Here is a 26,616-nt window from a genome sequence, read left to right as displayed (position 1 = left end):
GGCGAGCATGGAGCACCACCCGCTTTCCGGGAAATAGACATTCTCGATGGCCACTTCCGGCTTGTGCAGCACCTGGCGGAGCTGCATCTCCACCCGTTCCAGCTTCGGCCAGAGACGGGCGAGGCTGTCCGGCGGCAGGGCGGCGAGCAGGCGGTTGCGGGGCGTGGTAGGGATTTGGGCAGAGCGGGCCATGATGGGCTCCTGCGACATGGCGTCGGCAAGAGCGCAGACGTCTCTCGGCCACCCGCGCCGGAAAACCATCAGCGAGCGATGGGCCCTACATAAAGGGCGAAGCTCGGCCTGTCTGTACGGTATCGCGCAGGCCCTTCAGGCCAGCACCGGCGGGAGGCACCGACCATGGCTGATGCCACTCAGCATCCAGACCACACGCTGTTCTAATGTTCTGGTACTGAAGCCAGCTGCTACAAGCAGGCGAAGAGGAACTAACGCTTCTAAAGCGGTCAACGAGTCGCCAGAGCCGCCCTGGCCAAGTGCAGTCGGCAGCGGAACCATTCCGAAATTTCGAGTCGCGAAGCGTTCGAAGCAGCGGATCATTTTGAGCTTTTTCTCCGCCGTGCCGCCCGCCATTGACGATGAGAGAGAGCATGCACCATTGCTTCAACGCTGCACTTGCGGCAGCGCCTATACAAAAGCCGCTTTGGCTCGACCGCGCGGCGCTGCGTCGTCATCAGCAGCTGAACCGGCTGCAGTCGGTATTGCTGCTTGTCGGCCTTGGATTACTCGCAGCGATGACAGGCAGCCTCCTGGCTGGTCTTGACGGCATGCTGCTCGCCGCAGGCGCGTCGCTGCTGTTGCTCCTGTTAGAGCCAATCGCTGGCGACACGGCATTCCGCCACGTGTTCGGCGCCGTCCCGCTTCACCCAGCGCAGGCACCGGAACTTTATGCGCTGACCCAGGAGGTGGCACGCCGCGCCGGCCTTCCGCGTGTGCCCATGCTTCACCTGATACCCTCCAGCCAAATTCAGGCCATGGCGGGCGGTGGGCGGAAGAGCCCGGTAATCGCCTTGACCATTGGCCTGCTCACCACCTTGCCACCCCGCGAAGTGGCAGGAGTGCTCGCGCATGAGATAGCTCATCTCCGGCATGGAGATCTTCGTGTTCTGCGGCTTGCCGCCGCTGCGGCGACGCTGACGCGTGGCATGGGTTTGATAGGCACCATGCTGCTGATGCTTTGGTTGCCGGCCCTGGTGGCTGCCGGTGCGGCACCGTCACCGCTGGCCATCCTTCTGCTCGTTGCCGCACCGACGGTGGGCGACCTGCTCACGCTTTCCCTTTCGCGGAGGCGGGAGTTCCTTGCCGATGCCGGCGCTGTCGAGCTTACCGGCGATCCAGCCGGGCTGGCGGCAGCCCTGGTGCGGCTCGAGCGTCTTCAGGGCGATGACTGGGAACGGCTGGCAACACGCAGCGGCGCTTGGTGGCTGCGTTGGCTCCGAACCCATCCGACTGTCCGGGAGCGCGTCGCACGGCTCGCCTGCATCGTCACGACGGCACCGCCTGTGAAGTCCTCAGTGTTGGACGCTGTCATGCGCGATATGGTGATGCCGCGCGGCCATGCCGGTCAGCGCTTTGCGCGGCGCTGGATGCTCTAAGCAGCGCCAGGTCAAGCGAAGACGGATTCGCGAAGTTCCAGGCAGGTCCTACCTCGCCAGCTTACCCACAAGGCCAGATCGCTGCCTCAGGTGCCTGTCAGGCCCCCCAGCACAGCGCAGCAACAGGTTCTTCGAGGTACCCAGGTGTGCGGCGAACAAGCTTTCAGACGCTCAGCGATAATCTGACCAAGTTTCATCCTGCTCGTCCTCTTTGCTTGCTCTCTCAGTGGACTTTGTTGGCACAAAGCCAACTTGATAGCCAAAAGGCTTGCCGATCTTTGCCAGCGTTTCTGCCGTCGGATTTGCTGTTCCTGCCTCCAACTCAATGACCAACCGCCGCGTCAGCTTGAAGGCCTGCGCAAAGCGCGCCTTGGTCCTGACCCCTGATCTGGCCCGGGCCCTATGCAACTCGTCGGGCTTGTTGACCGTAGCCCCGGAACTGGTCCGCCCGCAGGGAGAGCGTTCCGGCTTCATCAGCAGCCCTTCCGGGCTGCTTTGGCAGCGAATTCCTGGGGCGTCAGGTGCCCCAGGGCACTGTGAGGACGGCACGCATTGTCGTCCCGTCTCCAGGCTTCGATCTTGCTCCTGGCATCCTCCAGCGACAAGAACCAATACGTGTCCAGGCATTCGTCGCGCAGGCGGCCGTTGAAACTCTCCACCAACCCGTTGTCGGTTGGCTTGCCCGGTCGGGAGAAGTCCAGCGTCACGCCGCGCTCATAGGCCCAGCGGTCCAGCGCCTTCGACACGAACTCGGGACCGTTGTCGACCCTGATCCGTTCCGGCGCACCACGATGTGCCGCGATCCGCTCGACCGCCTGCACGACGTGCTTACCCCGGATGCCACCGTCCACGACGATCGCCAGCGCCTCCCGGGTATCGTTGTCGACCAGCGTCAGGGCGCGGATCGGCGCCCGTCGAACAGGGCATCGGAGACGAAGTCCATCGACCATTGCTGGTTCGGCCTGGTCGCGACCTCCCGCTCCAGGCGTCGTACCGCGGTGACGTGCCGCCGTGGACGTTTGCAGCGCAGGCTCAGACCTTCCAGACGGTACAGCCGGTAGACGCGTTTCCTGTCCACGGCCCAGCCTTCGCGCCGGAGCAGGATATGGATGCGCGGGCAACCGTAGCGGACACGCACCGCGGCAATCTCGCGGATCCGCAGTCTCAGGGGCGCCTGGTCGTCGCGACTGGAGCGATAACGCTGCGAAGAGCGGTGGAAGCGCAGCGCCGCACATCCCCGGCGTTCACTCACGCCGGACCTGTCCTGCACGTGCCGGACAAGGTCGCGCCGACGATCAGGCGTCAGGGCTTTTTTGCCAGCACGTCCTGCAACATGGCCTTGTCCAGGCTGAGATCGGCCACCAGGCGTTTCAGCTTGGTATTCTCCTCCTGGAGCTGCCGCAGCTGCCGGAGCTCCGAAGGGCCCAGGCCACCGTACTTCTGCTTTCAGCGGAAGAACGTGGCCTCCGACACGCCCATCTTGCGGCACACCTCTGCCACCGCCGTGCCCGACTGCGCCTGCTTCAAGGCGAAGGCAATCTGCTCTTCCGTGTCGTGGCTCTTCCGCATCACCAAGCCTCCGTTCAGGTCAACAATCCTGCCGGAAAGCTCTCAGAATGGCCGGGCCAGTTTACAGGTTTAAGGTCACTGAACCACGACCCGCGCGACAACCGCCTGCGCAACCTTCATGCCCTTTGCCGGCGCTGCCGCCTGCTGCACGACCGCACCTACCACCGCGCGCAGCCGTGGAAGACCATGCGTCGGCGCTGGGCCATGGGTGACCTCTTCCTTGGCCTCTACGCGTGACCGAACCCTGAGTTAGGTCGGCCTGTAGCCTCCCACCTTTTCCTCGGCAAGAATGCCACCATTGATATAGAAAACGACAATCCTCTGATTATCAGATGCGCATTCAAAACCGAGCAATTGATCTGAGCCTGATAACGCTACATGCCAGTTCCAGGCTTCTTTTCGTCCTTTGGCGGCCGGTACCCAGGGGCGATGATGCTCTGTGCGCCGCGTCAATGCGTTTGGGCTTTACATACAGGAGCATTTCTCATGGCCAACGTCCTCGCCGAGCAGCTCATCGAGCGCTTCTTCCGCTACCTCGCGATTGAGAGCCAGAGCGATGCGAAGGCCACTATCGTACCCAGCACCCCCGGACAGCGCCGGCTGGCGGAGCTGCTGAAGACCGAATTAGAGGCGCTCGGCCTGCCGGACATCCACCTCGACGCGCATGGCATCCTGACTGCCCGGCTGCCGGGAAACCGGGCGGGAGCGCCCTGCATCGGCTTCGTGGCGCATCTGGACACAGTGGATGTCGGCCTCTCCCCCGAGGTCAAGCCGCAGCGCATGATGTTCGAGGGCGGCGATCTGCCGCTGAACCGGGAGCAGGACATCTGGCTGCGTGTCGCCGAACACCCGGAGATCCTGGCCTATCGCGGGCAGGAGATCCTGCTCGGCGACGGCACCAGCGTCCTGGGCGCGGACAACAAGGCGGCCATCGCCGTGGTGATGACGCTGCTGGACCGGCTGAGGGAGAGCGATGCGCCGCGCGGCGACATCATCGTGGCCTTCGTGCCAGATGAGGAAATCGGCCTGCGCGGCGCCAAGCTGCTGGACCTCGCGCGCTTCCCCGCCGCTTTCGCCTACACCATCGACTGCTGCGAGCGGGGCGAGGTGGTCTATGAGACCTTCAATGCCGCCAGCGTCACTGTAGACATCACCGGCGTCACCGCCCATCCCATGGCGGCCAAGGGTGTCCTGGTGAACCCCATCCTCATTGCCACCGAGCTGGTGGGCATGTTCGACCCTCTGCAGACGCCCGAGCATACGGAAGGGCGCGAGGGCTACTGGTGGTGCAACGGCATCACCGGCAACCAGAGCACGGCGCAGCTGCAGATCTCGATCCGCGACCATGACGGTGAGCGCTTCGCCGCCCGCAAGCGCTTCGCCGCCGAGGCGGTGGAGGCGCTGCGGGCACGCCACCCCCGCGCCCGCATCGAATGCCGCATCGAGGACAGCTACAGCAACATCGATGCGGCTCTGGGCAACGACCGGCACTGCGTGGAGCTGATCTTCCGCGGGCTGCGGGAGATGGGCATCGCGCCCAAGGTGATCGCGATGCGCGGCGGCACGGATGGCTCCGCTTTGTCCGCCCGTGGCGTGCCAACGCCAAACTATTTCACGGGCGCGCACAATTTCCACTCGCGCTTCGAGTTCCTGCCCGTCGGCTCCTTTGTCGAGGCCTACCGCCTGACCGAGCGTCTTTGCGCCCTGGCGGCTGAGGAACGGGAAAGCGCGGCTTGAGCGTTGGATCGACGCCGCTGGTAGTGGAAAGCTTCGCGGCCTCTCTGCCAGAAGCAGCCATCCGTTTCGTTGCTCAGCGTCTTCGCTTGGCTCCTTTGCGAAGTGGCTTGATCACGCTCCTCGGGTCATCATTGAGCAGTTGCGGTGATTGACAGTTGGCGCACATTCCCGACCAAGGCTGGCCTGTTGAGCTTCTATGCGGCTGCCAAAGGCGCAGTCGCACTGGCCTTCGCGAGGGGGATCGAAATGTCACAGATCAGGCCTGTTCTCTCCCAGTGCCATGCCAACGTCCCGCCGAGCTGGCTGCGAATTGTCGCCTCGATCACCCGTGAACCAAAGCCCCGTCGCGTCGGTTGCGCAACGGGCGGTCCGCCGCTTTCCGCCCATTGCAGACACAGCAATCCGGCGCAGGTATCCAGGCGCCAGGCGAGCTGGACCTTGCCGCCGGGCGCCGAGAGTGCTCCATGCTTGACCGCATTCGTTGCTAACTCGTGCAACACCATGGCCATGGGCTGCACCGCCGTGGACGAAAGCCGGCAGGGTGGGCCGCTCAGGATGATAGCCTCCTCCTGCTCGTACTGCCGGGAATGGGCCGCCAGTTCCCGCTCCGCTACGGTACGGAGATCAGCCGCCAGCCAGCCTTCCTGTGCAAGCAAGGAGTGCGCCCGTGCAAGCGCCGCCACGCGCGCCTCAACAGCCGCGGCAAAGGATCTGGGGTCATTTGCCGGCGTCAGGCGCAGCATGGATTGAACAACCGCCAAGGCATTCTTGGCGCGGTGATCCACCTCACGGGCCAGTAGGTTCTGCTTTTCCTCCGCCGCGCGCCGCTCGGTGATGTCGCGCAGCACGCCGGTAAAGAACCGGGCGCCGGCCGCGTCCTGCCACTCGCCAATGGATGCTTCGAGGGGAATAAGGGAGCCATCCTGGCGCAGCCCCTCGAGCTTGGTGACGGCGCCCAGGACGCGCCGCTCACCCGTGCGCAGGTAGTGCGCGAGGTAGCTGTCATGCCGCTCCGCATCGGGTGCGGGCATCAGCATGGAGATGTTCTGCCCAACCACCTCCACTGCCGCATGACCGAATATGTGCTCAGCTCCCTGGTTGAAGGACTGGACGATGCCTCGCACGTCCATCACCACAATGGCGTCGGGTGCCGTGTCCACCAAAGCGCGCATCCGTGCCTCGCTTGCGGCGAGCGCCGCCTCGACCCCTTTGCGGTCATGGATGTTGGCGATGACGCCGAACCATTCCTTGATCCGGCCCCCGTCATCGAGGATCGGCACACCCCGCGCCTGGTGCCAAAGCCACTGCCCATCCCGTGCCCGGACGCGGTACTCGACGCTCACGGGCCTTCTCTCGGCCATTGCCTGCCGCCACTCCGCTACCGTCGGCTCGACGTCGTCGGGGTGCAGTGCTCGCAGCCATCCTCTCCCGCGCAACTCCTCCCCGCCTTGCCCGGTCAGAAGTTCCCATCCCCGGCTTTCGAGAATGTAGCCATCCGGCTCTGCACGCCAGAGTGCTGCGGCGCCAGCTTCGACCAACGCCCGATGACGCCGTTCGCTGGCTGCCATGGTCGCACCTGCAGAACTGATCGCCGCGCGCAGGGATTCGAACTCGGTGACACCCAGGCGATGCGAGGCAGGCGAGAAGGACACGAGGGTGTTTCCCCCGCCTCCTGCCGCCACGGTCTCAGCCTGCTTCTGCAAAGTAGCAATGGGATTGAGAACGCGACCACCCAGCCACAGGGCAAAAGCCAACGCAAGCACCAGCGCGGCTGCCCCGCCCAGCACCAAGGTCATGATGGGTGGGCGCCAACTCGCATCGTAGGCAGCAATGGGTTCAAGCACCATCAAGGTCCATCCGGGGGTGCCTGAGATGCCCTGAAAGGCGAGCTTGACCTCCTCTCCAGCCAAAGTTCTGCCGGAGGCTAGGCCGTCCGTCTGCCCGTTGGTGGCCTCCGCGTACCAGTTCGGAACCTGCCGGCCAATGAAATTCCCGGCCTCCCGCGAGCGCGCGATGATGATGTTCTGGCCGTCGGCAATGGTCGCGACGGCGCCACCTGAAAGATTCGGTGCGGCGAGGAGGCCGGAGAGCCGTTCCGGATCGATGCGCGTGCCGATCACCGCAACGCCGCGGCCCTCCCGCAGCACGGGAACGTTGACGATAATGACTGGTCGTTGGGAGATGGCACCGGTCAGGAGGTTGCTGACACTCGGCCTCGCCCTCTCCAGCGCTGTTCGCGTTATCGCAGAGGCGGCAGTCGTCGGAAGCCTCGCGCCGAACGCACGGTCAGTGTCGATCCGGATGCGAAGATCGGGCCCGACCAGCCCGACGGAGGAGCCCACGGCCTCTGCGGCGCGGCGCGCATGCGTGTAGAAGGCCTTTAGATCCCCATCGGCTCCCCCATCGAGCGAGGGGGACGTGGCAAGGGCGGACAGCGTGGAAACATGATTGGCAATCTCGCGGCTAATGACGAGGGCTACACCGCGGGCGGTGTCACGTAGCCGGTCCTCGAAGGCGCGCTGGAAGCTGCCCATGGCCAGCCATGCACCAACCGCGCCGACACTCAGTGCTGGCAGGAGAGCAACAAAGACAATGGCTGCAAGGTGGATCCGTAGGGGACGTGGACCGAACAGAAATCTTGAGGCCTTTTGTCTTTCTCGAGAGGTTGCCAAGAGGGTGATCCCGTTAAGATCCACAGTGCACGTTATGAGAGTGTCTTATGGATTTCTACACAACCAGGGACTTTTTTGGGTTGCCGGACCTGTGATGAGCGCTGCGGTGGGATCGTCTCCCATTGAGGATGGAACATGGCCTTGCAGGGCCACGGTATGGAGGGCGACATGGAAATCGAAGCTCATCCCCTTATCGAGCGTGTCGAGGGCCGCCTGGAGCGCCTTGGCCTTAATGCCGAGGAGGCTCTGCGTGCCGCGGGCCTGCCCCCGGACCTGTTGGAGAACATCCGCCAGGGCAAGGCCCGCGTGCCCCGCGGCCAATCGCTGGTCCGCCTGTCAGAGGCGCTGTCCACCTCCGTGGCCTACCTCGTCGGCCTCGACCCGGACGCGCAGCCACCCCAGGAACTTCTTGAAGAGGACCAGGCTAACCTGGGCCTGCTTGCCGCCGACGAGGACGCGCTGCTCCGGGCGTACAGGCGCCTGGACATCCCGGCTCGCGCAGCCGCGCTGCACGTCATGCTGACCATGGCAGGCCCCGAGCCTCAGCCAACAGGTAGGCATGGGAAACGTGCCAAGTTGGCCTGAACAGTGACAACTGCTGCTCGACCTTCAAAGCTCCGGCATGCTGCGCAAGTTGGCGCCGCAAGGCTTATAGAGTTGCATGACGACCCTAGACCAGCCTGATAACCTTTGATTATCGTGCTCGCCGTAAATCAGATGGCTTTTAGCCAAAGTTATGTTTGATAATCCATATTTGTCGGAGGCTGGCTGGAAACTCATGCGGAACGACCGAGGCGCCTGACGAGGAGCATGACGGAAGCGGCGTAGAGGAAGGCTTGGCGGAAGCGATGGTTCGTTCGAAGTCCTTGGCCAACCTGCGGTTACGGTTCAGCCAGGCGAAGGTTCTCTCCACCACCCAACGTCTCGGCTGCACGGCGAAGCCGATCTGGCCCTTGGGTTTGCGGATGATCTCGGGCGTGATGCAAGTCGCCTTGGCGACGCGCTCTCCCACGTAAGCGCTGTCGGCGAAGACCTTCTTGATAAAGGGGAAGCGTTTGCGCGAAGCCTTCAAGCTCGGCACCGCCTCATCCCTGTCCTGGATGCCGGAATGGCTGCGCGGCACCAGAGGCCGCCCTGCGGTATCGACCATGATGTGCCGCTTGCGACCTTTGATCTTCCTGCCCGCGTCATAGCCATGCGGACCTCCGGCCTCGGTGGTTCTGACGCTCTGGCTGTCGATCACCGCGGCACTGGGGCTGGCGTCTCGGCCCAATCTTTCCCGCTCCAGCAGGACCAGGCGATGAGCCAGCGCTTCAAACAGGAACCAGCCTTAGACGGTTTGCTTGGGCGGGAACCGCTCCGTTAGCATGCGCCAGGGGCAACCGCTCCGCAGGACGAAGAAGATCGCCTCCAACACCAGCCGAGGGGGCCAGGTCCGGTGCTGCCCCGTCCGCCGGGCCTGCGGCATCATCGGCTCCAGCACTGCCCATTCCGTCTCCGTCAGGTCGCTGGCGATACGCAGCCCTGCTCGGCTATGCTGCTTCCGGCTGGTCAGGGCCCACATCAGGCGCTCCAACTTGGTCTCGGCAACCCGCTGAAATCATCCCCGCCCCGGCCAGCCAACCCTCATTCCGTTCCCGTTTCCAGCCAGCCTCTTAGTCAGGAAGTTATTGGCAGAGAAAATTCTGTACAGAATATCAAATTTACCAAAATTTTTACTATAACGACGGCTCATTGTCTATTTTGCCATATTATCTTAGTATAATTTCACTAAAAATCATCTCATTCAAAATATTATCACGTGATATTTTAAATAGGGCCCAGCACCAAGCGGCCGTTCCACCCCATAGGGGCGATTTGGTCATCAGGCAGGAAAACCTCTTGTGCATGACGTAACGGCTCCGAGAACTCGCGGCAGTCCGTTTGGAAAGCGGCGGACGGCCTTGAACTGAAGCAGCGGGACTGCGTGCTTGCAGGAGGGAGACGGAATTCCATCAGAGGCGCGACTCGAGGCCGATGTGCAGGATGGCGAATCCGCACATTCTCCGCCGATCAGGCGGGCGGCAGTTATCCACCGTAGCCGGGTTATCCCGGGGGATTTTGCGATGCGACTGTGGGAGTTTGCGAGGGAATCCGGGTTATACCGTGGGGTTTTGCGAGCACTCCAATTAGTAAACAACTAGATCTTCCTAGATGTTCCATCGCAAAGTCCCACGCTTGCGACAGCCGGCCGAAACCGTCACTTTGCTTATTGATGAGATGGTAAATTTCGGAGCGAAGCCATGGCCGATGCAGCGAAGGGAGTGCGGCAACTCGTCCTGCTGCATGGCCGCGAGCAGGCCCGGACGCTGGCGGATCCTAGTGACCAGTCCCTGGTCAAGATTGCCAGCGAAGTGCTCGGAGATGAAAGCGGCCAGAAAGGCTACAGCTATTCCGGTCTGTGTCTGACCTCCCTGCCGCACCGGAAGCCCGGCGACGATGAAGCCTGGATCCGCACCGTCGGGCCCTTGACGCTGATCATTGAGCCCGGCCGGATCGTGATGGGCGACGGCCAGCCGAAGCTTATGGGCGTGCCTTTCGGAGCGCGCGCCCGCCTGATCCTGATTTATCTCCAGACGCAGGCCGTGCTGACCGACAGCCGCGAGGTAAGCCTTGGCCGCTCGATGCGTGAGTGGATGAAGAGGCTCGGCCTGGCAGTCGGCGGGGAGACGGCCTCGACGCTGCGCGAGCAGGCACGGCGCATTGCGACCTGCTCCATGCGCTTCTCATGGCAGACAGAGCCCAGCAAGTCCGGCCGTCCCACGATGATGACCAACGAGCGCATCATCAAGTCCGGCTTGTTCTTCCAGGAGGGTACAGGGGATGACCGGCAAGGCAGCCTGTTCGAGGATCGGGTGCTGCTGGACTCCGACTTCTTCGACCAGTTGCGCCGCCATCCAGTACCTCTGCAGGACGCGGCTATCCGGCAGTTGAAGGACAGCGCCGCAGCTCTCGATATCTATGTCTGGCTGGCTTACCGGCTGCACCACCTCAACAAGCGCACCCCGATCGGCTGGAAGGACCTGCACCAGCAGTTTGGGGGCAGTTACAAGAACCTGTTTCAGTTCAAGCCACGCTTCCTCGCTTCGCTAGCCGAGGCTGTGGCGGCCTATCCGGAGGCCCGGGTAGACGTCGAGGATACGCACATCGTGCTGCACCCGAGCCCCCCTCCTATACGCAAGCTTGCCTGACCCACGGGGCGTGGGGCTTTGCGATAAGCATGGAAGAGCGACTTCAACGCCTTGGCCACAGCCCGGGCGCTTCTTTGTAAAGAACGCGCCATCGCAAAACCCCACACCCTGCGTAGCCGCTCTAGATGCGCCGTAACGGTAAGGTCCAGGCCAGCAAGGCGTTCATGACGGCAAAGGCTGCCACCGCCATGAAGGCGATGCTGAAGCCGGCGTCGATCCGTGCTGCTGTCGTGGCGCGTATCGCGTCCGGCAGGGCGGCCAGGGCAGCGGGGCCGTGCCGCACCATGTCGGCGAAGACCGCAGCGGCCGCGCTGTCCTGGCCGAGGATCGCGAACAAAGCGCCGATCACGACCGTGACGCCTGCTGCTGAGCCGACCGAACGCGACAGTTGCACCGAGGCTGCCGCCGCTCCCAGCATGGCAGGCGGTGCCAGCGCCTGAGCCGTGACCTGCGCCACCGGCATCGCCGAACCTTGGAACACCGCGACAAGGGCAAGCATCGCCGGCAACCCCCAAGGGCCCAGCACCGCGCCGGCCTGATGATGTCCGAAGGCGACCAGCAGCAAACCCAGTGCTGCCGCCGTTTGTCCGACCGCGGGGAAGATCGCCAAGCGTCCAGTACGGGTCACGAGCCATCCTGTTACCAGCGAGCCCATCCCGACCGTTGCCGTCAGTGGCAGCATCAGCAAGCCGATCTGAGCCGCCGAAGCGCCATCCACCGCCTGCAGGTGGATCGGCAGAAGGGTCACCTCGCTGACCAGCAGGGCGCCCGAGCAGGCGGCCATGGCGTTGGCACGCCACATGGCCGGACGCCGCAGCATCTCCAGCGGGAACAAGGGCTGCACCGCCCGCTGTTCGAACCGCAGGAGGAGCACGAGGCAGAGCAGCGACACGCCGAGGCTGGCGGCGGTCCCCACCAGTGTCGCGGCGTCGACTGGCTGCACCTGTTCCAGCGCCAGCAGCAGAGGCACTACGAAGCCGGCGAACAGCAGCAGGCCTGGCCAGTCGAAGCTACCCCGCGTCTTCCGGACAGGATGGACCGGCAGGCGCAGCGCCAGCAGCATGGCCAGTGCGCCCAGGGGCAGGTTGATGAGGAACACCGAGGGCCAGCCGAAGAACTGCGTCAGCACGCCGCCCGCCACGGGGCCAAAGGTGGAGGAGACCACGATCACCGCGGCCAGTATGCCCTGCGCACGGCCGAGCTGGCGCCGCGGCACGTTCTCGCCAAGCAGCGCCTGGGACAGCACCATCAACCCCCCGCCGCCGAAGCCCTGCAGCACTCGCGCCGCTGTCAGCGACAGGATGCCTTGTGCCAAGGCGCACAGCACCGAGGCCACCACAAACAGCACCAGCGCCACGAGCAGCAGGCGCCGCCGTCCGAAGGCGTCGCCAAGCCGCCCATACACCGGGGCCGCCACAGTGCTGGCAACCAGGTAGGATGCCACCACCCAGGACACCCGCTCCACGTCGCCGAAGGCTCCGGCCATGGCGGGAAGGGCCGCTGCCACGATGGTGCCGTCCACCACGGCGAGAAAGATGGGCAGCAGGATGGGCGGGAAGATCCGCCACAAGGAAGGCCATGCCGGCTCCTCGGCGGAGGCTGGCGTGTCGGGGACAGCGTCGGACGTCATCAGGGCAAGGTGAACCAGACCCGGGCCTTTGGCCAGCAGCCTGGCGTGACCGCTCATCGCATCCCTGCCTCAGAGCAGCCAGGCCGGCTCCGGCCCTGTCCGCCATTATGAGGAACGGCAGCCAGGCGTTCATTTTCCACCGGATGCCAGCATGATGAGGCTGTTCATCGAGGGTGAAGGGGGCAAGGTTCGGCCGGGAGCGGACTGGCAGGCTCAGGGGTTTAGCCGGATAGAAGCGGACGTCTGACTTCGGATATTCGACCGCTGGGTTCGGTCCATTGCCACCTCCCGTTCCCTGGCTGTCCCCCTCCCCTGGTAGGGGCGGCACCGGCTTCTCCAGGAAGGATCGAGAAGCGGGAATAGCTGGCTCCCCCGGCCATGGAAGAGGCTCGTGCCGCCCATCAGCCGAGCTTCGGGAGCTTGGATGCTCCCGGACTGATCAGAATCGCGTCCACAATGATCCCGAAGATATGGTCGGAGCGGGACGCAAGCGCGGGTTGATCCGCTACCCAAGAAAGCGCGCCGACGAACGCGAACAGGTCGGCGCCGTCCATATCGGCACGGGCTTCCTTTGCGGCCTGTGCCCGGCCGAGGAGGCGCGTACCGGCAGCCTTCATTGCAACACATGACGCATGGAGCGCCGACGTCTCGTCCTCGATCGCGGCCACCATCGACTTGATCGCGCCACTGTAGTTGCTTGCCACTGCCACCGTCTCGCGCAGCCATGTCACCAGAGCTGCACCGGGCGTGTCCGATGCCTCCAGGTCGCCTGCCCGCACCGTCAGCGCGTCGAAGCTGCTGCGGAGGAGGGCCTCCAACAGCGCCTCGCGGGTCGGGAAGTGCCGGTAGAGCGTACCGAGCCCCACCCCGGCCGTGCGCGCAATGTCGCGCAAGGAGGCATCCGCCCCTCCCGCGGACAGGAGGTCGCGCGCGACCGCCAGGAGATGATCATGATTCTTCTTCGCGTCGGCGCGCATGGCTCTCCGGCTTGACAAACGGATCAATGCTCCGAATATTCGGGACAGTGCTCCACATAGATGGCTTATCTGGAGCGGAGGAGACAGCCATGTCTACAGGGACAATGAAGGCGGCCAGGCTACACGAGTTTGGCGGCCCCGGCGTGCTCCGCTACGAGGATGCGCCCCGGCCTGTCGCAGCACCCGGCGAGGTGCTGGTCCGCGCCCATGCCGCCGGCCTGAATCCCCCCGATTGGTACCTGCGGGACGGTTACCGCGCACTGCCTCCGGAGTGGCGGCCTGACCCCTCCTTTCCCCTTATCCCTGGTACGGATGTGTCGGGCGTCGTCGAGGCGGTTGCCGACGACGTGAGGGGATTCAATCGGGGCGACGAAGTTTACGCGATGGTGCGCTTCCCCGAGAACCTGATGAAGGGCAGTGGCGCCTACGCTGAATATGTCAGCATTCCAGCACCGGAACTGGCGCTCAAACCCGTGGGCATCGACCATGTCCACGCGGCTGGCGCGCCCATGTCGCTGCTCACGGCATGGCAGTTCCTGATCGAGCTGGGCCACGATGAGCCGAACCCGTTCCAGTCCTTCCGGCATGAGCCGGTGCCGCTCCAGGGCAAGACGGTTCTCGTCAACGGCGCCAGTGGCGGCGTTGGGCACCTGGCCGTCCAATTGGCGAAGTGGAAGGGGGCACGCGTTATTGCCGTGGCGTCCAGCAGGAATGAGGCGTTGCTGCGCGACCTCGGCGCCGATCAGTTCATCGATTACACCACGACAGCGGCCGAGGAGGTCGTGTGTGATGTGGACCTCGTTCTCGATGCGGTCGGCGGTGCGAAAATGGGCCGCTTCCTGCACGCCGTGAAGCGAGGCGGAGCCCTGTTCCTGGTCAACCCGCTCGGCTTCATTGATCACGAGGAAGCTGAGACGCTGGGGGTCACGGTTTCATCGACACAGGTCCGCTCGAACGGCGCGCAATTGGCGGAAGCCGCTCGCCTGCTCGCCAACGGCACCGTCCGCGTAATCGTGGACAGCACATATCCGCTGTCAGATGTCTCACGGGCGCATCAACGTGCCACCAGCGGCCGCATTCAGGGCAAAATCGTCCTCACGATGGACTGACCATCAAGAGTTTGGGCCCGGATTGTCGGCAGCGCCGATAGGGCCTGGAAGCCCGATGTTCCAGGTGGAAGTGCCCTGAAAGGTCGAGCAAAAAGGCTTATGCAAGACCTGAAATGGCTGGAGACTTTTGTCTGGGTTGTGGAGCTGGGTGGGTTCCGGGCCGCCGCCGCCCGGCTCAACACCACGCAGCCCTCGGTCTCGGCCCGTATCGACCAGCTGGAGCGGCAACTCGGCGTTACCCTCTTCAGCCGGGGAAGCCGTCGCCGTGAGCTGACCCGCGAGGGGCTGGTCGTGCTGGACTATGCCCGGCGCATGCTGGAGTTGCAGCAGGAACTGCAGGAGGCCATCCGGCAGCCCAATGCCGTCCGTGGCGTGCTGAGGATCGGCGTGGCCGAAACCCTGGTCCACAGCCTGATGCCCCGGCTGCTGGAATCGATCGGCGCCAGCTACCCGCAGGTGGTGCTCGACCTGATGGTGGACACCACGAACATTCTCTCCGACCAGCTTCGGCAGGGCGAGATCGATATCAGCATGCAGGTGGGCCCCGTAGCTGACCCGCGCGCCGTCAGCCGCCGGCTCTGCCATTTTCCGCTGGGTTGGGTGGCGAGCCCGGCCTTGCCACTGCGGGAAGGCCCTCTGCCGCTGGCGGAGCTGACACGATGGCCGGTGATCAGCTTTTCCCACAACAGCCCTTTGGCGGCGGAGATCCAGCGCGCCCTGGCGGCGAGCGGCACGCCCGATGTCCGGCTTTGGGGCAGCGCCTCGCTGACCCTCATGGTCCGCATGGCCCAGGATGGCGCGGGCTGCTGCATTCTGCCGCTGGCGGTCCTGCGCCGGGAAATCGCGGCCGGCCTGCTGCGGGTGCTGGAGGTGACCGATGTCGTCCTGCCGCGCAACGCCTTCTATGTCAGCTACCTGCGCAGACCCGACAACTTCCTGGCCGCCATGGTGGCGGAGCGGGCTTCGGCCATCGGCGGAGAACTGGAGAAAGCGGCGCGAGGTGATCAGGAATCCTGATCAAAGTTATCCAGAATGACGATTCGACAGCGGCTCGAAACCGCCGCCTAATCGCCCGAAATCCGGAGCCGCAGGGGACATGCGGCCCGGAAGCGGCCGGCAAGCCGGCAGGGAAACGCTTGTCGCCCGGAAGCCTTCTCAAAAGAACAGAGGCTCCGCGATCATGTTCAAGACCTTGCTGGCTGGCGGCCTGGCCGCGGCCGCCCTGGCTCTGCTGCATCCCGCCCAGGCACAGTCGTCGCTGCCGCCCGGGCTGAAGCTCAGCATCGCCGCCGTGACGCAGCCGGTGCCGACCAACCCGCAATACACCACCGTCGACCTGCCGATCCTGCGGGACGGGTTGCAGAAGGCCTCGGGCGGCCAGATCACGGTCCAGGTCAGCAGCCATGCCGAGCGCAACCTGGGGGGCAGCGAGATCGTCCGGCTGGTCCGCTCGGGGCAGGTGGAGATCGGCGCCGGCACCCTCTCCACCCTCTCAGGCGATGTGCCGATCCTCGATGGCATCGATCTCTCCGGCCTCAGCCCGGATATCGGCCAGGCCCGGCGCATCGCCGAGGCCATGCTGCCGCTCGCCAACAAGGAGCTGGAGCGCTTCAACACCCGGCTGGTGGTGGTCTATCCGTTTCCGGCGCAGGTGCTGTTCTGCCGCAGCGCCTTCACCAGCCTGGCCGATCTGCGGGGGCGCAAGATCCGCACCTTCGGCAACTCGCTGGTCGATCTGGTGCAGAAGATCGGTGCGCTGCCGGTCAGCATCGGCTTCCCCGAGGTCTACAGCGCCCTGGAGCGCGGCGTGGTCGACTGCGCCGTGACGGGCACCGGCAGCGGCGCCGCCGCCCGCTGGCCGGAGGTCTCCTCGCACATCTCCGATCTGCCGCTCTCCTGGGCGGTGGCCGGCTACATGGTCAACCTCTCCTGGTGGAACCGGCTGGACCCCGCCGCCCGCGCCCTGCTGGAAGACACCTTCGCCCGGATGACCGACGCGCTCTGGACCCTGGGCGATGCCGCCACGCGCGATGGCATCGACTGCAACACGGGCAATGCCGCGGCCTGCAGGATCCACAGCCTCGCGCCGCGCCCGATGACCGAGGTCAAGGCCACCGAGGCCGACCGCGCCCTGGTGCGCGAGGCGATGCAGACCACGGTGCTGCCGGGCTTCGTCAAGCGTTGCGGAGCGCGCTGCGGCGAGATCTACAACCGGATGATCGCGCCGATCTCCAAGGTGGAGTACCGGCCGTGACGGCGCGGGCCGGGGCCGCCGCCCCGGCGCCGCTGCGGCTGGCGCGGGGCCTGCGCGCGGGGCTGGACCGGGCCGGGCGGCTCATGGCCTACCTCGCCGGCTGGAACTACATCCTCTGCGCCCTTTTCATCACCGCCGACATCGTCGGGCGCACCGCCTTCGGCGTCTCCAGCGCCGCGACGGTGGAGATCACCGGCTACATGCTGGCCTGCGGCATCTCCTGGTCGCTGGCGCATACCCTGGCGGCGCGGGCGCATATCCGGGTGGATGTGCTGGTCAACCGCCTGCCGTTGCGGCCGCGCGCCACGCTGCATGTGCTGGCGCTGCTGCTGCTGGGCGGCTTCGCGGCATTCCTGGCCTGGGCCGGCTGGTCGCTGCTCGACGAATCGCTGCTCTTCGACGCGCACGACAACAGCGCCCTGCACATCCCGCTGGCCCTGCCGCAGGGCATCTGGGCCTTCGGCCTGCTGGTCTTCCTGCTGATGATCGCGGCCCTGCTGCTGGAGGCGGCGCTGACCCTGCTCTGCGGCCGCTTCGGCGAGGCGGATGCGCTGCTCGGCTCCCGCAGCATCGACGACGAGGCCGGCGAGGCGCTGGAGGCGGTGGCCATGGCGCGGAAGGGGCAGGCCGCATGATCGCGCTGGTCTTCCTCCTCGGCCTTCTGGGGCTGTTGTTCTTCGCCGCCGCCAGTGGCGGCCCGGCTCTGCCGCTGGCCGAGATCATGGGCCTCGTCGCGGTCTTCCTGGTGTTCTTCGGCGCCGGCGTGCACATCGCGGCGGTGCTGGGCATCCTGGCGGTGCTCACCGGCCTGCTGTTCTCCGACCGCCCCTTCTGGCTGTTCGCGGGCCAGACCTTCTGGGGTCCCTCCAGCAATTTCGTGCTGATCGCGGTGCCGCTCTTCCTGCTGATGGGCGAGATCCTGCTGCGCGCCGGGCTGTCGGACCGGCTCTACCGGGCGCTGAACGTCTGGCTCAACCGACTGCCGGGCGGGCTGCTGCACACCAACATCGCCTCCTGCGCCCTGTTCTCGGCCATCTCCGGCTCCTCCGTCGCCACGGCGGCCACCATGGGCTCGGTCGCGCTGCCCTATTTCGAGGGCACGAAGTACAGCCAGCGCATGGTGCTGGGCTCGCTGGCGGCGGGCGGCGCCATGGGCAACCTGATCCCGCCCGGCATCACCTTCATCGTCTATGGCCTGATCACCGAGACTTCCGTGGGCGCGCTCTACATCGCGGCGCTGGGGCCGAGCCTGCTGGTCACGGCGCTGTTCGTGGCCGTCATCGTGCTGCACGGGCTGCGCAACCCGATGGAGCGCCCGCCGCCGGTGCCGATCGGCCTGAAGCTGCGCGCCCTGGGCGGCCTGGTGCCGACCCTGCTGCTGATGCTGCTGGTGCTGGGCTCCATCTATGGCGGCTACGCCACGCCCACCGAGGCGGCGGCGCTCGGCGTGGTCGGCGCCGCGGGCTTCGCCGCCGTCGAGGGCAAGCTCTCCTGGCGCATGCTGAACGCCTCCGCCGAGGCCACGGCGCGCAACACCGCGCTGCTCGGCCTGATCATCCTGGGCGCCTACCTGCTGAACTACGTGCTGACCCTGATCAACGTGCCGCAGGCGGTGGCCGGGCTGATCGGCGGGCTGCCGGTGCCGCCCTGGGTCATCATGCTGGCCATCATCGGCATGTACTTCGCCCTTGGCACCTTCATGGAGGGCTTCTCCATGATCATCACCACGGTGCCGGTCGTGTTCCCCATCGTCGTCGGCCTGGGCTACGACCCGATCTGGTTCGGCGTCGTCGTCACCATGCTGGTCGAGATCGCCCAGATCAGCCCGCCCGACGGCACGGTGATGTACGTGCTGCAGGGCATGCGCCCGCGCGGCGGGCCGATCACCGATGTCTTCGCCGGCGTCATGCCCTTCCTGCTGGCCTATCTGCTGGCCGTCGGCCTGCTGATGGTCTGGCCCGGCATCGCCCTGTGGCTGCCGGCGATGATGGGCTGAGCGCCGCCATGACCCTCCCTCCCGATTTCGCTCCCGGAGCCTCCGTGTCCACAGATCCCTTCATCCGCGTCGGCATCGACATCGGCGGCACCTTCACCGACCTGCAGATCCTGGACGAGCGCCACGGCTCCCTGCACAGCCTGAAGACGCCGACCACGCCCGAGGACCCCTCCATCGGCCTGCTCGCCGGGCTGGAGCAGGCGGCGGCGCAGTTCGGCTTCGCCCTGCCGGACATCCGGCTGCTGCTGCACGGCACCACCATCGCCACCAACGCGGTGCTGGAGCGGCGCCTGGCGCGCGGCGTGCTGCTGACCACCGCCGGCTTCGAGGACGTGCTGGAGATCGGCCGCCACGCCCGGCGGGACATCTATGCCGCCCGCCAGCGCCGCCCGGCGCCGCTGATCCCGCGCGACCGCCGCTTCGGCGTGCCCGAGCGGATGCGCGCCGACGGAACCGCCGAGCGCGTGCTGGACCCCGCTGCGCTGGAACCATTGGCTGCGCGGATCGAGGCGGCGGGGGCCGAGGCCGTCGCCGTCACGCTGCTGCATGCCTATGTGAATGGCGCGCACGAGGCGATGCTGGGCGAATGGCTGGCCCGCCGCTTCCCCGGCCTGCCGGTTTCGCTCTCCTCCGACATCAGCCCCGAGATCCGCGAGTATGAGCGCAGCTCCACCACGGTGCTGAACGCGCTGCTGATGCCGGTGGTGGGCCATTATCTCGGCCAGCTTTCGGCGCGCCTGCGGGCGGCGGGGCTGCCGGCGCGGCTGCTGCTGGTGCAGTCCAACAGCGGCGTCTGCTCGCCCGAGGTGGCGGCGCGCCAGCCGGCACGGCTGCTGCTCTCCGGCCCCTCGGGCGGGGCGCTGGCCACGCTGCGCATGGCGGAGGCGCTGGAGCGGCCCAACCTGCTCGGCGTCGACATGGGCGGCACCAGCTTCGATGTCTGCGTCGTGCGCGAGGGCGCGGTGACGCAGATGACCCAGGGCGAGATCGATGAGCTGCCGGTGCGCCTGCCGATGATCGAGATCCGTACCATCGGCTCCGGCGGCGGCTCCATCGCGGCGATCGACGAGGCGGGGCGGCTGCGCGTCGGTCCGCGCAGCGCCGGCTCCCGCCCCGGCCCCGTCTGCTACGGCCGCGGCGGCACCGAGCCCACCGTGACCGACGCCAACCTGGTGATGGGCCGGCTGGACCCGCGCTACTTCCTCGGCGGCCGCATGGCGCTCGACCTCGACGGCGCGCGGGAGGCGATCCGCGCCCGGCTCGGCGCGCCGCTCGGCCTCGGGCCGGAGGCGGCGGTGGAAGGCATGATGACCGTCACCAACACCAGCCTGGCCACCGCCGCGCGGCTCAGCCTGTTCGAGAAGGGGCTGGACCCGCGCGATTTCAGCCTGCTCTCCTTCGGCGGCGCCGGCGGGCTGCACGCCATCCCGGTGGCCGAGGAGCTGGGCATCGGCGAGGTGGTCTTCCCCGCCGATGCCTCCACCTTCTCCGCCTATGGCATCCTGCATTCCAACATCGTGCATGACCTGGCGCGCAGCCGGGTGATCCCCGCCACGGCGGCGAGCCTGGACTTCATCGGCGCCACCCTGGCGGAGCTGCGCGCGCGCGGCGCCGCCCTGCTGGAGGAGGATGGCGTGCCGGCGGACCAGCGCCGCACCGCCGTCTCGGCCGACCTGCGCTACAAGGGCCAGGCCTCGGAGCTGGTGGTGCCCTGGCCGGAGGCGGCGGCGGATGAGGAAGCTCTGGTCCGCGTGCTGGCCGCCTTCCATGAGAGCCACCAGGCCCGCTTCTCCTACGCCAACCCGGACGCCCCGGTGGAGCTGGTGGCGCTGCGCCTCTCGGCCACCGGCCTGCTGCCCGCCGGCGCGATCCGCCGTGGCGAGGCCGCCGCCGCGCCGCCCGCCGCCGAGACGCGCCCCGTGCTGCTGGACGGGCGCTGGCAGCCGGTGGCCGTGCACCGCCGCGCCGCCATCACGGGCGAGACCTCCGGCCCGGCGCTGATCGAGGAGGACTACACCACCATCCTGCTGAGCGCCGGCTGGCGCTGCGCGCCCGGCCCGGAGGGCACGCTGATCGCGCGCAGGATGCCGCAGGGAGACGCCGCATGAACGCCACACCTCCACCCACGCCCACCCTCGGCCCCGTGACGCTTGAGGTGCTGCGCAACGCCTTCACCGCCGTGGCGGCGGAGATGGATGTCACCGTCTGGCGCACCAGCCGCTCCACCATCGTGCGCGAGATGCTGGATTATTCCACGGCGGTGTTCGACGCGGAGGGCTACAACGTCGCCCAGTCCGCCCGCATCCCCGGCCACCTGAACTCGATGAGCGCCGGCCTGCTCACCATCATCCGCGACTTCCTGCCGCTGGAGGCATGGGACGAGGGCGATGTGGTGATCACCAACGACCCCTATTGCGGCGGCCAGCACATCCCCGACATCCTGGCCTTCCGGCCGGTGGTGGTCGGTGGCCGGCGCATCGCCATCGTCGGCACGCTTTGCCACCATCTGGACATGGGCGGCATGGCCGCCGGCAGCTACGCCGCCACGGCCACCGAGATCTTCCAGGAGGGGCTGCGCATCCCGCCGCTGAAGCTGGTGCGCGCCGGCGTGATGAACGAGGACGTGCTGGCGATGATGCGCCAGAATGTCCGCCGCCCGGACATGCTGTGGGGCGACCTCCAGGCGCAGCTCGCCTCCCTCGCGGTGGGAGAGGGGACGATGCAGCGCCTCGCCGCCCGCTTCGGCGCCGCCACCATTCTGGAGGCCTGCCGCCAGCTGCTGGACGGCTCGGAGCGCGCCATGCGCGCGATGATCGGCCGCATCCCCGACGGGCGCTACAGCTTCGAGGATTTCCTCGACGATGACGGCATCCTGCCCGACCCCATCCGCATTCACGCCGCCATCGAGGTGCGGGGCGAGGAGATGGTGGTGGACCTCTCCGGCTGCGGCCGGCAGGCGGCGGGGCCGGTGAACGCCACGCTGGCTTCCTCCGGCTCGGCGGTGGCCTATGCCGTGCTGGCCGTGGCCGACAGCGACATCCCCGCCAATGCCGGCTGCTACCGGCCGGTGCGCATCATCGCGCCGGAGGGCAGCATCGTGCATGCCAGCCACCCGGCGCCGGTGGCCAACCGCGTGGCCGTGGCGCACCGGCTGGCCACCACCATGTTCGGCGCGCTGCACCAGGCGGTGCCGGGGCGGGTGCCGGCGGCCTATTACGGCGTCTCCTATGTCTGCTCCTTCCAGACCATCGGCGAGGATGGCGCGCGCGGCGTGCTGGTCGAGATCGAGATCGGCGGCACCGGCGCCTATCACGACCAGGACGGGCTGAACGCCTGGGCCTACGGCATGCACAACAACGCCTCCATCCCTGTCGAGATGATCGAGGCCGAGGTGCCGCTGACCCTGACGGGCTATGGCCTGCTGGATGGCTCGGGCGGCGCCGGGCGGCACCGCGGCGGGCTGGGCCTGTTCCGCGAATGGCGGGTGGACAGCGCCGCGGCGGTCTTCACCGCCAATCTGGAACGCTTCAAGTTCCGCCCCTATGGGCTGGAAGGTGGTGAGCCGGGCAGCGCCGGCGCGCTCTACCTGATCCGCGATGGCGAATGGCGGCCATTGCCCTCCAAGGTGAACAACCTGCCGTTGCGGCGGGGCGATACCATCCGGCTGGAGACTTCGGGCGGCGGCGGCTACGGCCCGCCGGGGGAGCGCGGCGCGGCAGAGCGGGCGAACGACGCTGCCTGCCGCTATGTGCGCCCTCCCAGTGCCGCCGCCGCGGCTGGCTGAGGGCGCCGGCGTCGGCCAGATGCGTGACATGCTGGCCCGCCGCTGAGCGGAGCATGGAGGCCCCGTCTCTGGCTCGACGCCACCTCCATGAAGGTTCGCGACGGCAACCGTGGCGCGATCATCGCCCCTGCGGTCAATGAGGGCGGCAAGCGCGTGGTGCCCCGTGCTGTCCCCTGAACCGCCCCTCGTCCGTCCGGGGCAAGGGTGTCAGGCTGCCCGCCATGGTCGCCTGACCCATTTCCAGCATCTCCAAGGACTGACGCTTGTGGACCCTCCAGCAGCACACAACCGCCGGGCCTGACGCGCCTGCAGCAGCGGCGCAAGGATTGCGGACACGGCGCCGAAAGCATCGGCCCGGTGCGTCCGCAGGAAGGCGGCGCGTGCAGGCCGGTGGGCGGGCCGAGGCAACGTTGCGCCGGCCGGCTGAAGGCCGGAGGGTTCTTCATTGACACGGCCAGAACTCTCCAACACCATTACTCAATATGAAAGTATCGATGGTCAATACGGTTTTGGATAACCTGTTGGCCGGTCTTTCCCTTGAGGTTGCTTTGCTCTGCTCTGGTCAGCGGCCGTGCTCTGGAGAAGCGGAGCCTGTTCCGCACCCTTTGCCCGCGCAGCGCCAGGCCTGAATTTGGGCCTCATCTGAAGAGGATATGCAGATTGCCCCGCCACATCGCCTGCCTCTCCTATGATTTCGATACCTGGTCTGGCTTCGCGGCGCGCGGCATGATGACGCCAACCCCGATCTCACGTGGAGAGTTCGGGGTGGTCGGTGCCGGACGCATCCTGGACCTGCTGGCCAGCCGCGGGATCAAGGGCAGCTGGTACATCCCCGGCGTCGTCATCGAGACCTACCCGGAAGCCTGCGAGCGCGTGGTGGCGGGAGGGCACGAGATAGGCCACCACGGCTGGAGCCACATTCCGCCCGCCGAGCTTCCGCCGCAGCAGGAAGCCGAGGAGTTCGCCCGTGCCGTGGAGTCCATCCGGCGTCTCACGGGACAGGGCCCGGCCGGCTACCGGTCCCCTGCCTGGGACCTCAGCGCACAGAGCATCGACCTCATGATCCAACATGGATGCCGCTACGACAGCAGCATGATGGGCCATGACTGCGAGCCCTACTTCGCCCGCCGCAGCGACAAGGTTGCGGTCGATGCGCCGCTGGCGTTTGGCGAGACGACGGATCTGGTCGAGGTGCCGATCAGCTGGTCGCTCGACGACCACCCGCATTTCGAGTTCTTCCGCACCGCGGCAGGCATCATGCCCGGCCTGGCCAATGCCGATGCGGTCCTGGCAAACTGGCTGGCGGATTTCGAGTACATGTGCCGCACCACGGAGTGGGGCGTCCTGGTCTACACGTTTCATCCCTATGTCAGCGGCCGTGGCCACCGGATGCTGATGATGGAGAAGCTGATCGATGGCCTTGGCAGGATGGGCGCCGATTTCCTGACCCTGGACCAGGTCCAGCAGGAGTTCCGCGCCCGGCAGGGTGGCCAAGCCGCCTCGCCCTCCCCGCTGCCGCGCTGATGACGGGAAAAACGCCGTGACCGAACAACGAAGCCTTTCCGGCCGCGTGGCCATTGTCACGGGCGCCGCCGGCGGCATCGGCGCCGCGACGGCGGCGCGCCTTGCACGAGATGGCGCGCGGGTCGTCCTCGCCGACCGATCGGCGGATGTGGAAGGCGTTGCACGCGGGCTCGGCGGTGTGGCCGTCTCGCTGGATGTCAATGAAAAGGGCGCCGGCGGACGTCTCGCGGCGGCGGCGCTCGATGCCTTCGGGCGGCTGGACATCCTGGTGAACAACGCGGGCATCGGTGGCAGCCGGACGCTCGAAGAGTCGGATGACGAGCTGATCGACCGCTTCGTCGACATCAACCTGAAGGCGGTTCTGCGCGTGACGCGGGACTGCCTGCCGCATCTGGCCCGCCCGGGCGGGCGAATCATCAACCTGTCCTCGATCTTCGGGCTCGTCGGCTACCCAGGCACGGCGGCCTATGCCGTTGCCAAGGCCGGGGTGGCGCAGCTGACCCGGCAGCTGGCCTGCGACCTCGGGCCGGAGGGCATCCTGGTCAATGCCATCGCCCCGGGCGTGATCGAGACGGCGATGACCGCCGATCACCTGAAGAATCCGCGTTACGTTGCGAACATGCTGGCGCCCACGCCGCTGCGCCGTGCTGGGCGCCCTGAGGAGATCGCCTCCGTCGCCGCCTTCCTTGCTTCGGATGATGCCTCCTTCGTCACGGGGCAGGTGCTGGTGGTCGATGGCGGATGGCTGACCGCCCGCGCGGCCCCCGCGGCGACCAGCTCCTGAGCCCGTTTGACCGCAATGCCTTCATCAGCAGGAGCAGAGACATGAGGCGTCGTACATTCCTCGCGGCCGGCGCGGCGACCCTCGCCGCGCCCTCGCTCGGCCTCGCGCAGCAGAGCAAGGTGTTGCGCTTCATCCCGCAGACCGACCTCAGCTTTCTCGATCCCGTCTTCAGCCTGGCCTATGCGACGCGAAACCATGGCTACATGGTCTTCGACATGCTTTACGGGCAGGACAGCAACTTCCGCGCCTCGCCGCAGATGGTGGAAGGGCATGTCATGGAACAGGAGGGCCGCCTCTGGCGGCTGACCCTGCGTGACGGGCTCGCATGGCACGATGGCGAGAAGGTCCTGGCACGGGACTGCGTTGCGAGCATCCGGCGGTGGGGTGCGCGCGATCCTTTCGGCCAGGCGCTGCTCGCCGCGACGGACGAGCTTTCGGCGCCGGACGACAAGACCATCCAGTTCCGCATGAAGCACGCCTTCCCGCTGCTGCCCGAGGCGCTTGGCAAGCTGCCGCCGCTGCTGCCGGTCATGATGCCGGAACGTCTGGCCAAGACCGACCCGTTCACCCAGGTGACCGAGATGGTGGGATCGGGTCCCTTCCGCTTCGTTCCCGGCGAGCGCGTCTCCGGCGCACGGGCGGTCTATGAGCGGTTCCAGGGCTATGTGCCGCGCGGTTCGGGCACGGCCGACGGCACGGCGGGCCCCAAGGTGGTGCATGTGGACAGGGTGGAATGGACCACCATCCCCGAAGCCTCCACCGCCGCCGCCGCCCTGCGGGCGGGCGAGCAGGACTGGCTCGAATTCGCGGCCAACGACATGCTTCCGCTGCTGAAGCGCATGCGCAATGTCCGGGTCGCGGTGCAGGAGCAGGCCGGCATGATGTGTTTCATGCGGCTGAACCACCTGCACGCACCCTTCAACAATCCGGGCATCCGCCGCGCGTTGCTGGGCGCTTTCGAACAGTCCGATTACATGATGGCCGTGGCGGGCGACGACCAGGCCATGTGGAAGGCGCCTGTCGGCTTCTTCACTCCTGGTACGCCGATGGCCAGCGACGAGGGCATGGGCGTGTTCCAGGGCCCGCGCGACTACGCCAAGGTGAAGCGGGAGCTGGAGGCTGCCGGCTACAAGGGCGAGAAGGTGGTTCTGCTGGGCGCCACGGACCCCACCTTCATCCACGGACTCAGCGAGGTCGCCGCGGACATGCTGCGGAAATGCGGCATGAACGTTGACTATCAGCTTTCTGACTGGGGCACGCTGACGGCACGCCGCTCGAGCCGCGAGCCGGTCGAGAATGGCGGCTGGAGCTGCTACATGACCGCCCTGACGGGTGTGGACATGACCAATCCGGCGCTGAGCGCGCCGCTGCGCGGCAATGGCGACAGGGCGATGGCAGGCTGGCCGGACCTGCCGGAGGTGGAGAGCCTTGTCGGCGAATGGTTTGCGGCGTCAGGGCTCGCGGAACAGCAGCGCATTGCCGCGCGGCTTCAGGCACAGGCCTTCCGGGATGTACCCTATATTCCGGCCGGGCAGTTCCTGCAGGCGGCGGCTTATCGGAGCAACCTGGAAGGCGTGCTGCGCGGCTTTCCGCTGTTCTGGAACGTCCGCAAAACCTGACGGGAAGGGGTGGACAGGTCCCCCCCATCCCCAGCACAGCAGGGTGGAGGCCGGGCGGCGGCGCCATAGCGGGCCTGCTCCCGGCGCCCTGGCCTCACGCCAGAACCGGCGCGGCCCTCGC

The 26,616-nt window shown here is 66.8% G+C and carries 18 protein-coding genes and 3 pseudogenes; 14 read left to right on the top strand and 7 right to left on the bottom strand.

The window, feature by feature from the left end:
• Nucleotides 1-192: pseudogene (locus ACFOY6_RS12905) on the bottom strand (Crp/Fnr family transcriptional regulator); the annotation flags it as partial.
• A gap of 413 nt (nucleotides 193-605) precedes the next feature.
• Here ACFOY6_RS12905 and ACFOY6_RS12900 point away from each other — a divergent pair.
• Nucleotides 606-1,610 carry a zinc metalloprotease HtpX gene (locus tag ACFOY6_RS12900; protein WP_379638912.1) on the top strand — a complete coding sequence of 335 codons (1,005 nt, stop codon included), beginning with the start codon at nucleotides 606-608 and terminating at the stop codon, nucleotides 1,608-1,610.
• 171 nt (nucleotides 1,611-1,781) lie between these two features.
• Here ACFOY6_RS12900 and ACFOY6_RS12895 read toward each other — a convergent pair whose 3' ends face one another.
• Together ACFOY6_RS12895 and ACFOY6_RS12890 are read right to left on the bottom strand one after the other, a co-directional pair.
• Nucleotides 1,782-2,084 carry a hypothetical protein gene (locus ACFOY6_RS12895; protein WP_379638898.1) on the bottom strand — a complete coding sequence of 101 codons (303 nt, stop codon included), beginning with the start codon at nucleotides 2,082-2,084 and terminating at the stop codon, nucleotides 1,782-1,784.
• Nucleotides 2,084-3,179 (bottom strand): annotated as a pseudogene (locus tag ACFOY6_RS12890) (IS3 family transposase). The gene ACFOY6_RS12895 and the pseudogene ACFOY6_RS12890 overlap by 1 nt, the downstream one beginning before the upstream one ends.
• A gap of 486 nt (nucleotides 3,180-3,665) precedes the next feature.
• Here ACFOY6_RS12890 and pepT point away from each other — a divergent pair.
• Entirely contained in the window at nucleotides 3,666-4,916 is a 1,251-nt protein-coding gene (gene pepT, locus ACFOY6_RS12885) for a peptidase T (RefSeq protein ID WP_379638868.1), read from the top strand.
• 194 nt (nucleotides 4,917-5,110) lie between these two features.
• Here the strand turns inward: pepT and ACFOY6_RS12880 are convergent, their stop codons facing one another.
• On the bottom strand, nucleotides 5,111-7,450 hold the full coding sequence (locus tag ACFOY6_RS12880) for a PAS domain S-box protein (protein WP_379651061.1): 2,340 nt from the start codon (nucleotides 7,448-7,450) through the stop codon (nucleotides 5,111-5,113).
• Between the two features lie 273 nt (nucleotides 7,451-7,723).
• Between ACFOY6_RS12880 and ACFOY6_RS12875 the strand changes: the two genes are divergently transcribed.
• Nucleotides 7,724-8,173 (top strand): hypothetical protein, encoded by a 450-nt coding sequence (locus tag ACFOY6_RS12875; RefSeq protein ID WP_379638814.1) that lies wholly within the window; start codon nucleotides 7,724-7,726, stop codon nucleotides 8,171-8,173.
• A 191-nt stretch (nucleotides 8,174-8,364) separates the two neighbouring features.
• On the opposite strand, the pseudogene ACFOY6_RS12870 reads toward ACFOY6_RS12875, so the two are convergent.
• Nucleotides 8,365-9,152, bottom strand: a pseudogene (locus ACFOY6_RS12870) (IS5 family transposase).
• Nucleotides 9,153-9,870: 718 nt separating this feature from the next.
• Here ACFOY6_RS12870 and ACFOY6_RS12865 point away from each other — a divergent pair.
• A complete protein-coding gene (locus ACFOY6_RS12865; protein ID WP_109519109.1) occupies nucleotides 9,871-10,818 on the top strand; it encodes a replication protein RepA in 948 nt (315 codons plus the stop codon).
• A gap of 121 nt (nucleotides 10,819-10,939) precedes the next feature.
• Here the strand turns inward: ACFOY6_RS12865 and ACFOY6_RS12860 are convergent, their stop codons facing one another.
• Nucleotides 10,940-12,505 (bottom strand): MFS transporter, encoded by a 1,566-nt coding sequence (locus ACFOY6_RS12860; RefSeq protein WP_379638757.1) that lies wholly within the window; start codon nucleotides 12,503-12,505, stop codon nucleotides 10,940-10,942.
• A 344-nt stretch (nucleotides 12,506-12,849) separates the two neighbouring features.
• Entirely contained in the window at nucleotides 12,850-13,425 is a 576-nt protein-coding gene (locus ACFOY6_RS12855; RefSeq protein ID WP_109519111.1) for a TetR/AcrR family transcriptional regulator, read from the bottom strand.
• A gap of 89 nt (nucleotides 13,426-13,514) precedes the next feature.
• Between ACFOY6_RS12855 and ACFOY6_RS12850 the strand changes: the two genes are divergently transcribed.
• From ACFOY6_RS12850 to ACFOY6_RS12805, 10 genes are all read left to right on the top strand, one after another.
• Nucleotides 13,515-14,534, top strand: coding sequence for an NADP-dependent oxidoreductase (locus tag ACFOY6_RS12850; RefSeq protein ID WP_379651058.1), 1,020 nt, complete (start codon nucleotides 13,515-13,517; stop codon nucleotides 14,532-14,534).
• Between the two features lie 99 nt (nucleotides 14,535-14,633).
• Nucleotides 14,634-15,551, top strand: coding sequence for a LysR family transcriptional regulator (locus tag ACFOY6_RS12845; RefSeq protein ID WP_379638661.1), 918 nt, complete (start codon nucleotides 14,634-14,636; stop codon nucleotides 15,549-15,551).
• Between the two features lie 163 nt (nucleotides 15,552-15,714).
• On the top strand, nucleotides 15,715-16,788 hold the full coding sequence (locus ACFOY6_RS12840; protein WP_379651056.1) for a TRAP transporter substrate-binding protein: 1,074 nt from the start codon (nucleotides 15,715-15,717) through the stop codon (nucleotides 16,786-16,788).
• The gene (locus tag ACFOY6_RS12835) at nucleotides 16,785-17,423 is read left to right on the top strand and encodes a TRAP transporter small permease subunit (protein ID WP_109519115.1); all 639 of its coding nucleotides are present in this window, start codon (nucleotides 16,785-16,787) and stop codon (nucleotides 17,421-17,423) included. The genes ACFOY6_RS12840 and ACFOY6_RS12835 overlap by 4 nt, the downstream gene beginning before the upstream one ends.
• Nucleotides 17,420-18,784, top strand: a complete 1,365-nt coding sequence (locus ACFOY6_RS12830; protein ID WP_379638536.1) for a TRAP transporter large permease — start codon at nucleotides 17,420-17,422, stop codon at nucleotides 18,782-18,784. Before ACFOY6_RS12835 ends, ACFOY6_RS12830 begins: the two co-directional genes overlap by 4 nt.
• Nucleotides 18,785-18,828: 44 nt before the next feature.
• Entirely contained in the window at nucleotides 18,829-20,892 is a 2,064-nt protein-coding gene (locus tag ACFOY6_RS12825) for a hydantoinase/oxoprolinase family protein (RefSeq protein ID WP_379651054.1), read from the top strand.
• Complete coding sequence (locus ACFOY6_RS12820) at nucleotides 20,889-22,568, top strand: hydantoinase B/oxoprolinase family protein (RefSeq protein WP_109519117.1); 1,680 nt, start codon at nucleotides 20,889-20,891, stop codon at nucleotides 22,566-22,568. The genes ACFOY6_RS12825 and ACFOY6_RS12820 overlap by 4 nt, the downstream gene beginning before the upstream one ends.
• A 660-nt stretch (nucleotides 22,569-23,228) precedes the next feature.
• A complete protein-coding gene (locus ACFOY6_RS12815) occupies nucleotides 23,229-24,092 on the top strand; it encodes a polysaccharide deacetylase family protein (protein WP_379651052.1) in 864 nt (287 codons plus the stop codon).
• 16 nt (nucleotides 24,093-24,108) lie between these two features.
• Complete coding sequence (locus ACFOY6_RS12810; protein WP_379638380.1) at nucleotides 24,109-24,876, top strand: SDR family NAD(P)-dependent oxidoreductase; 768 nt, start codon at nucleotides 24,109-24,111, stop codon at nucleotides 24,874-24,876.
• 41 nt (nucleotides 24,877-24,917) lie between these two features.
• Nucleotides 24,918-26,495: an ABC transporter substrate-binding protein gene (locus tag ACFOY6_RS12805; protein WP_379639422.1), complete on the top strand. Its 1,578-nt coding sequence runs from the start codon at nucleotides 24,918-24,920 to the stop codon at nucleotides 26,493-26,495.
• Nucleotides 26,496-26,616 lie beyond the last annotated feature (121 nt).

Source organism: Teichococcus aestuarii, from assembly GCF_042651065.1.
Lineage (GTDB): Bacteria > Pseudomonadota > Alphaproteobacteria > Acetobacterales > Acetobacteraceae > Pseudoroseomonas > Pseudoroseomonas aestuarii.
Note: the sequence above shows the minus strand (reverse complement) of the source record. Positions and strands in the feature narration are given on the sequence as shown.

What these genes read in the sequence shown, in the direction of transcription:
- ACFOY6_RS12830 (WP_379638536.1), top strand. Translation starts at nt 17,420, where the DNA reads ATGATCGCGCTGGTCTTCCTCCTCGGCCTTCTGGGGCTGTTGTTCTTC.
- ACFOY6_RS12865 (WP_109519109.1), top strand. Translation starts at nt 9,871, where the DNA reads ATGGCCGATGCAGCGAAGGGAGTGCGGCAACTCGTCCTGCTGCATGGC.
- ACFOY6_RS12875 (WP_379638814.1), top strand. Translation starts at nt 7,724, where the DNA reads ATGGCCTTGCAGGGCCACGGTATGGAGGGCGACATGGAAATCGAAGCT.
- ACFOY6_RS12880 (WP_379651061.1), bottom strand. Translation starts at nt 7,450, where the DNA reads ATGGGCAGCTTCCAGCGCGCCTTCGAGGACCGGCTACGTGACACCGCC.
- ACFOY6_RS12805 (WP_379639422.1), top strand. Translation starts at nt 24,918, where the DNA reads ATGAGGCGTCGTACATTCCTCGCGGCCGGCGCGGCGACCCTCGCCGCG.
- pepT (WP_379638868.1), top strand. Translation starts at nt 3,666, where the DNA reads ATGGCCAACGTCCTCGCCGAGCAGCTCATCGAGCGCTTCTTCCGCTAC.
- ACFOY6_RS12900 (WP_379638912.1), top strand. Translation starts at nt 606, where the DNA reads ATGCACCATTGCTTCAACGCTGCACTTGCGGCAGCGCCTATACAAAAG.
- ACFOY6_RS12845 (WP_379638661.1), top strand. Translation starts at nt 14,634, where the DNA reads ATGCAAGACCTGAAATGGCTGGAGACTTTTGTCTGGGTTGTGGAGCTG.
- ACFOY6_RS12895 (WP_379638898.1), bottom strand. Translation starts at nt 2,084, where the DNA reads ATGAAGCCGGAACGCTCTCCCTGCGGGCGGACCAGTTCCGGGGCTACG.
- ACFOY6_RS12855 (WP_109519111.1), bottom strand. Translation starts at nt 13,425, where the DNA reads ATGCGCGCCGACGCGAAGAAGAATCATGATCATCTCCTGGCGGTCGCG.
- ACFOY6_RS12860 (WP_379638757.1), bottom strand. Translation starts at nt 12,505, where the DNA reads ATGAGCGGTCACGCCAGGCTGCTGGCCAAAGGCCCGGGTCTGGTTCAC.
- ACFOY6_RS12850 (WP_379651058.1), top strand. Translation starts at nt 13,515, where the DNA reads ATGTCTACAGGGACAATGAAGGCGGCCAGGCTACACGAGTTTGGCGGC.
- ACFOY6_RS12840 (WP_379651056.1), top strand. Translation starts at nt 15,715, where the DNA reads ATGTTCAAGACCTTGCTGGCTGGCGGCCTGGCCGCGGCCGCCCTGGCT.
- ACFOY6_RS12820 (WP_109519117.1), top strand. Translation starts at nt 20,889, where the DNA reads ATGAACGCCACACCTCCACCCACGCCCACCCTCGGCCCCGTGACGCTT.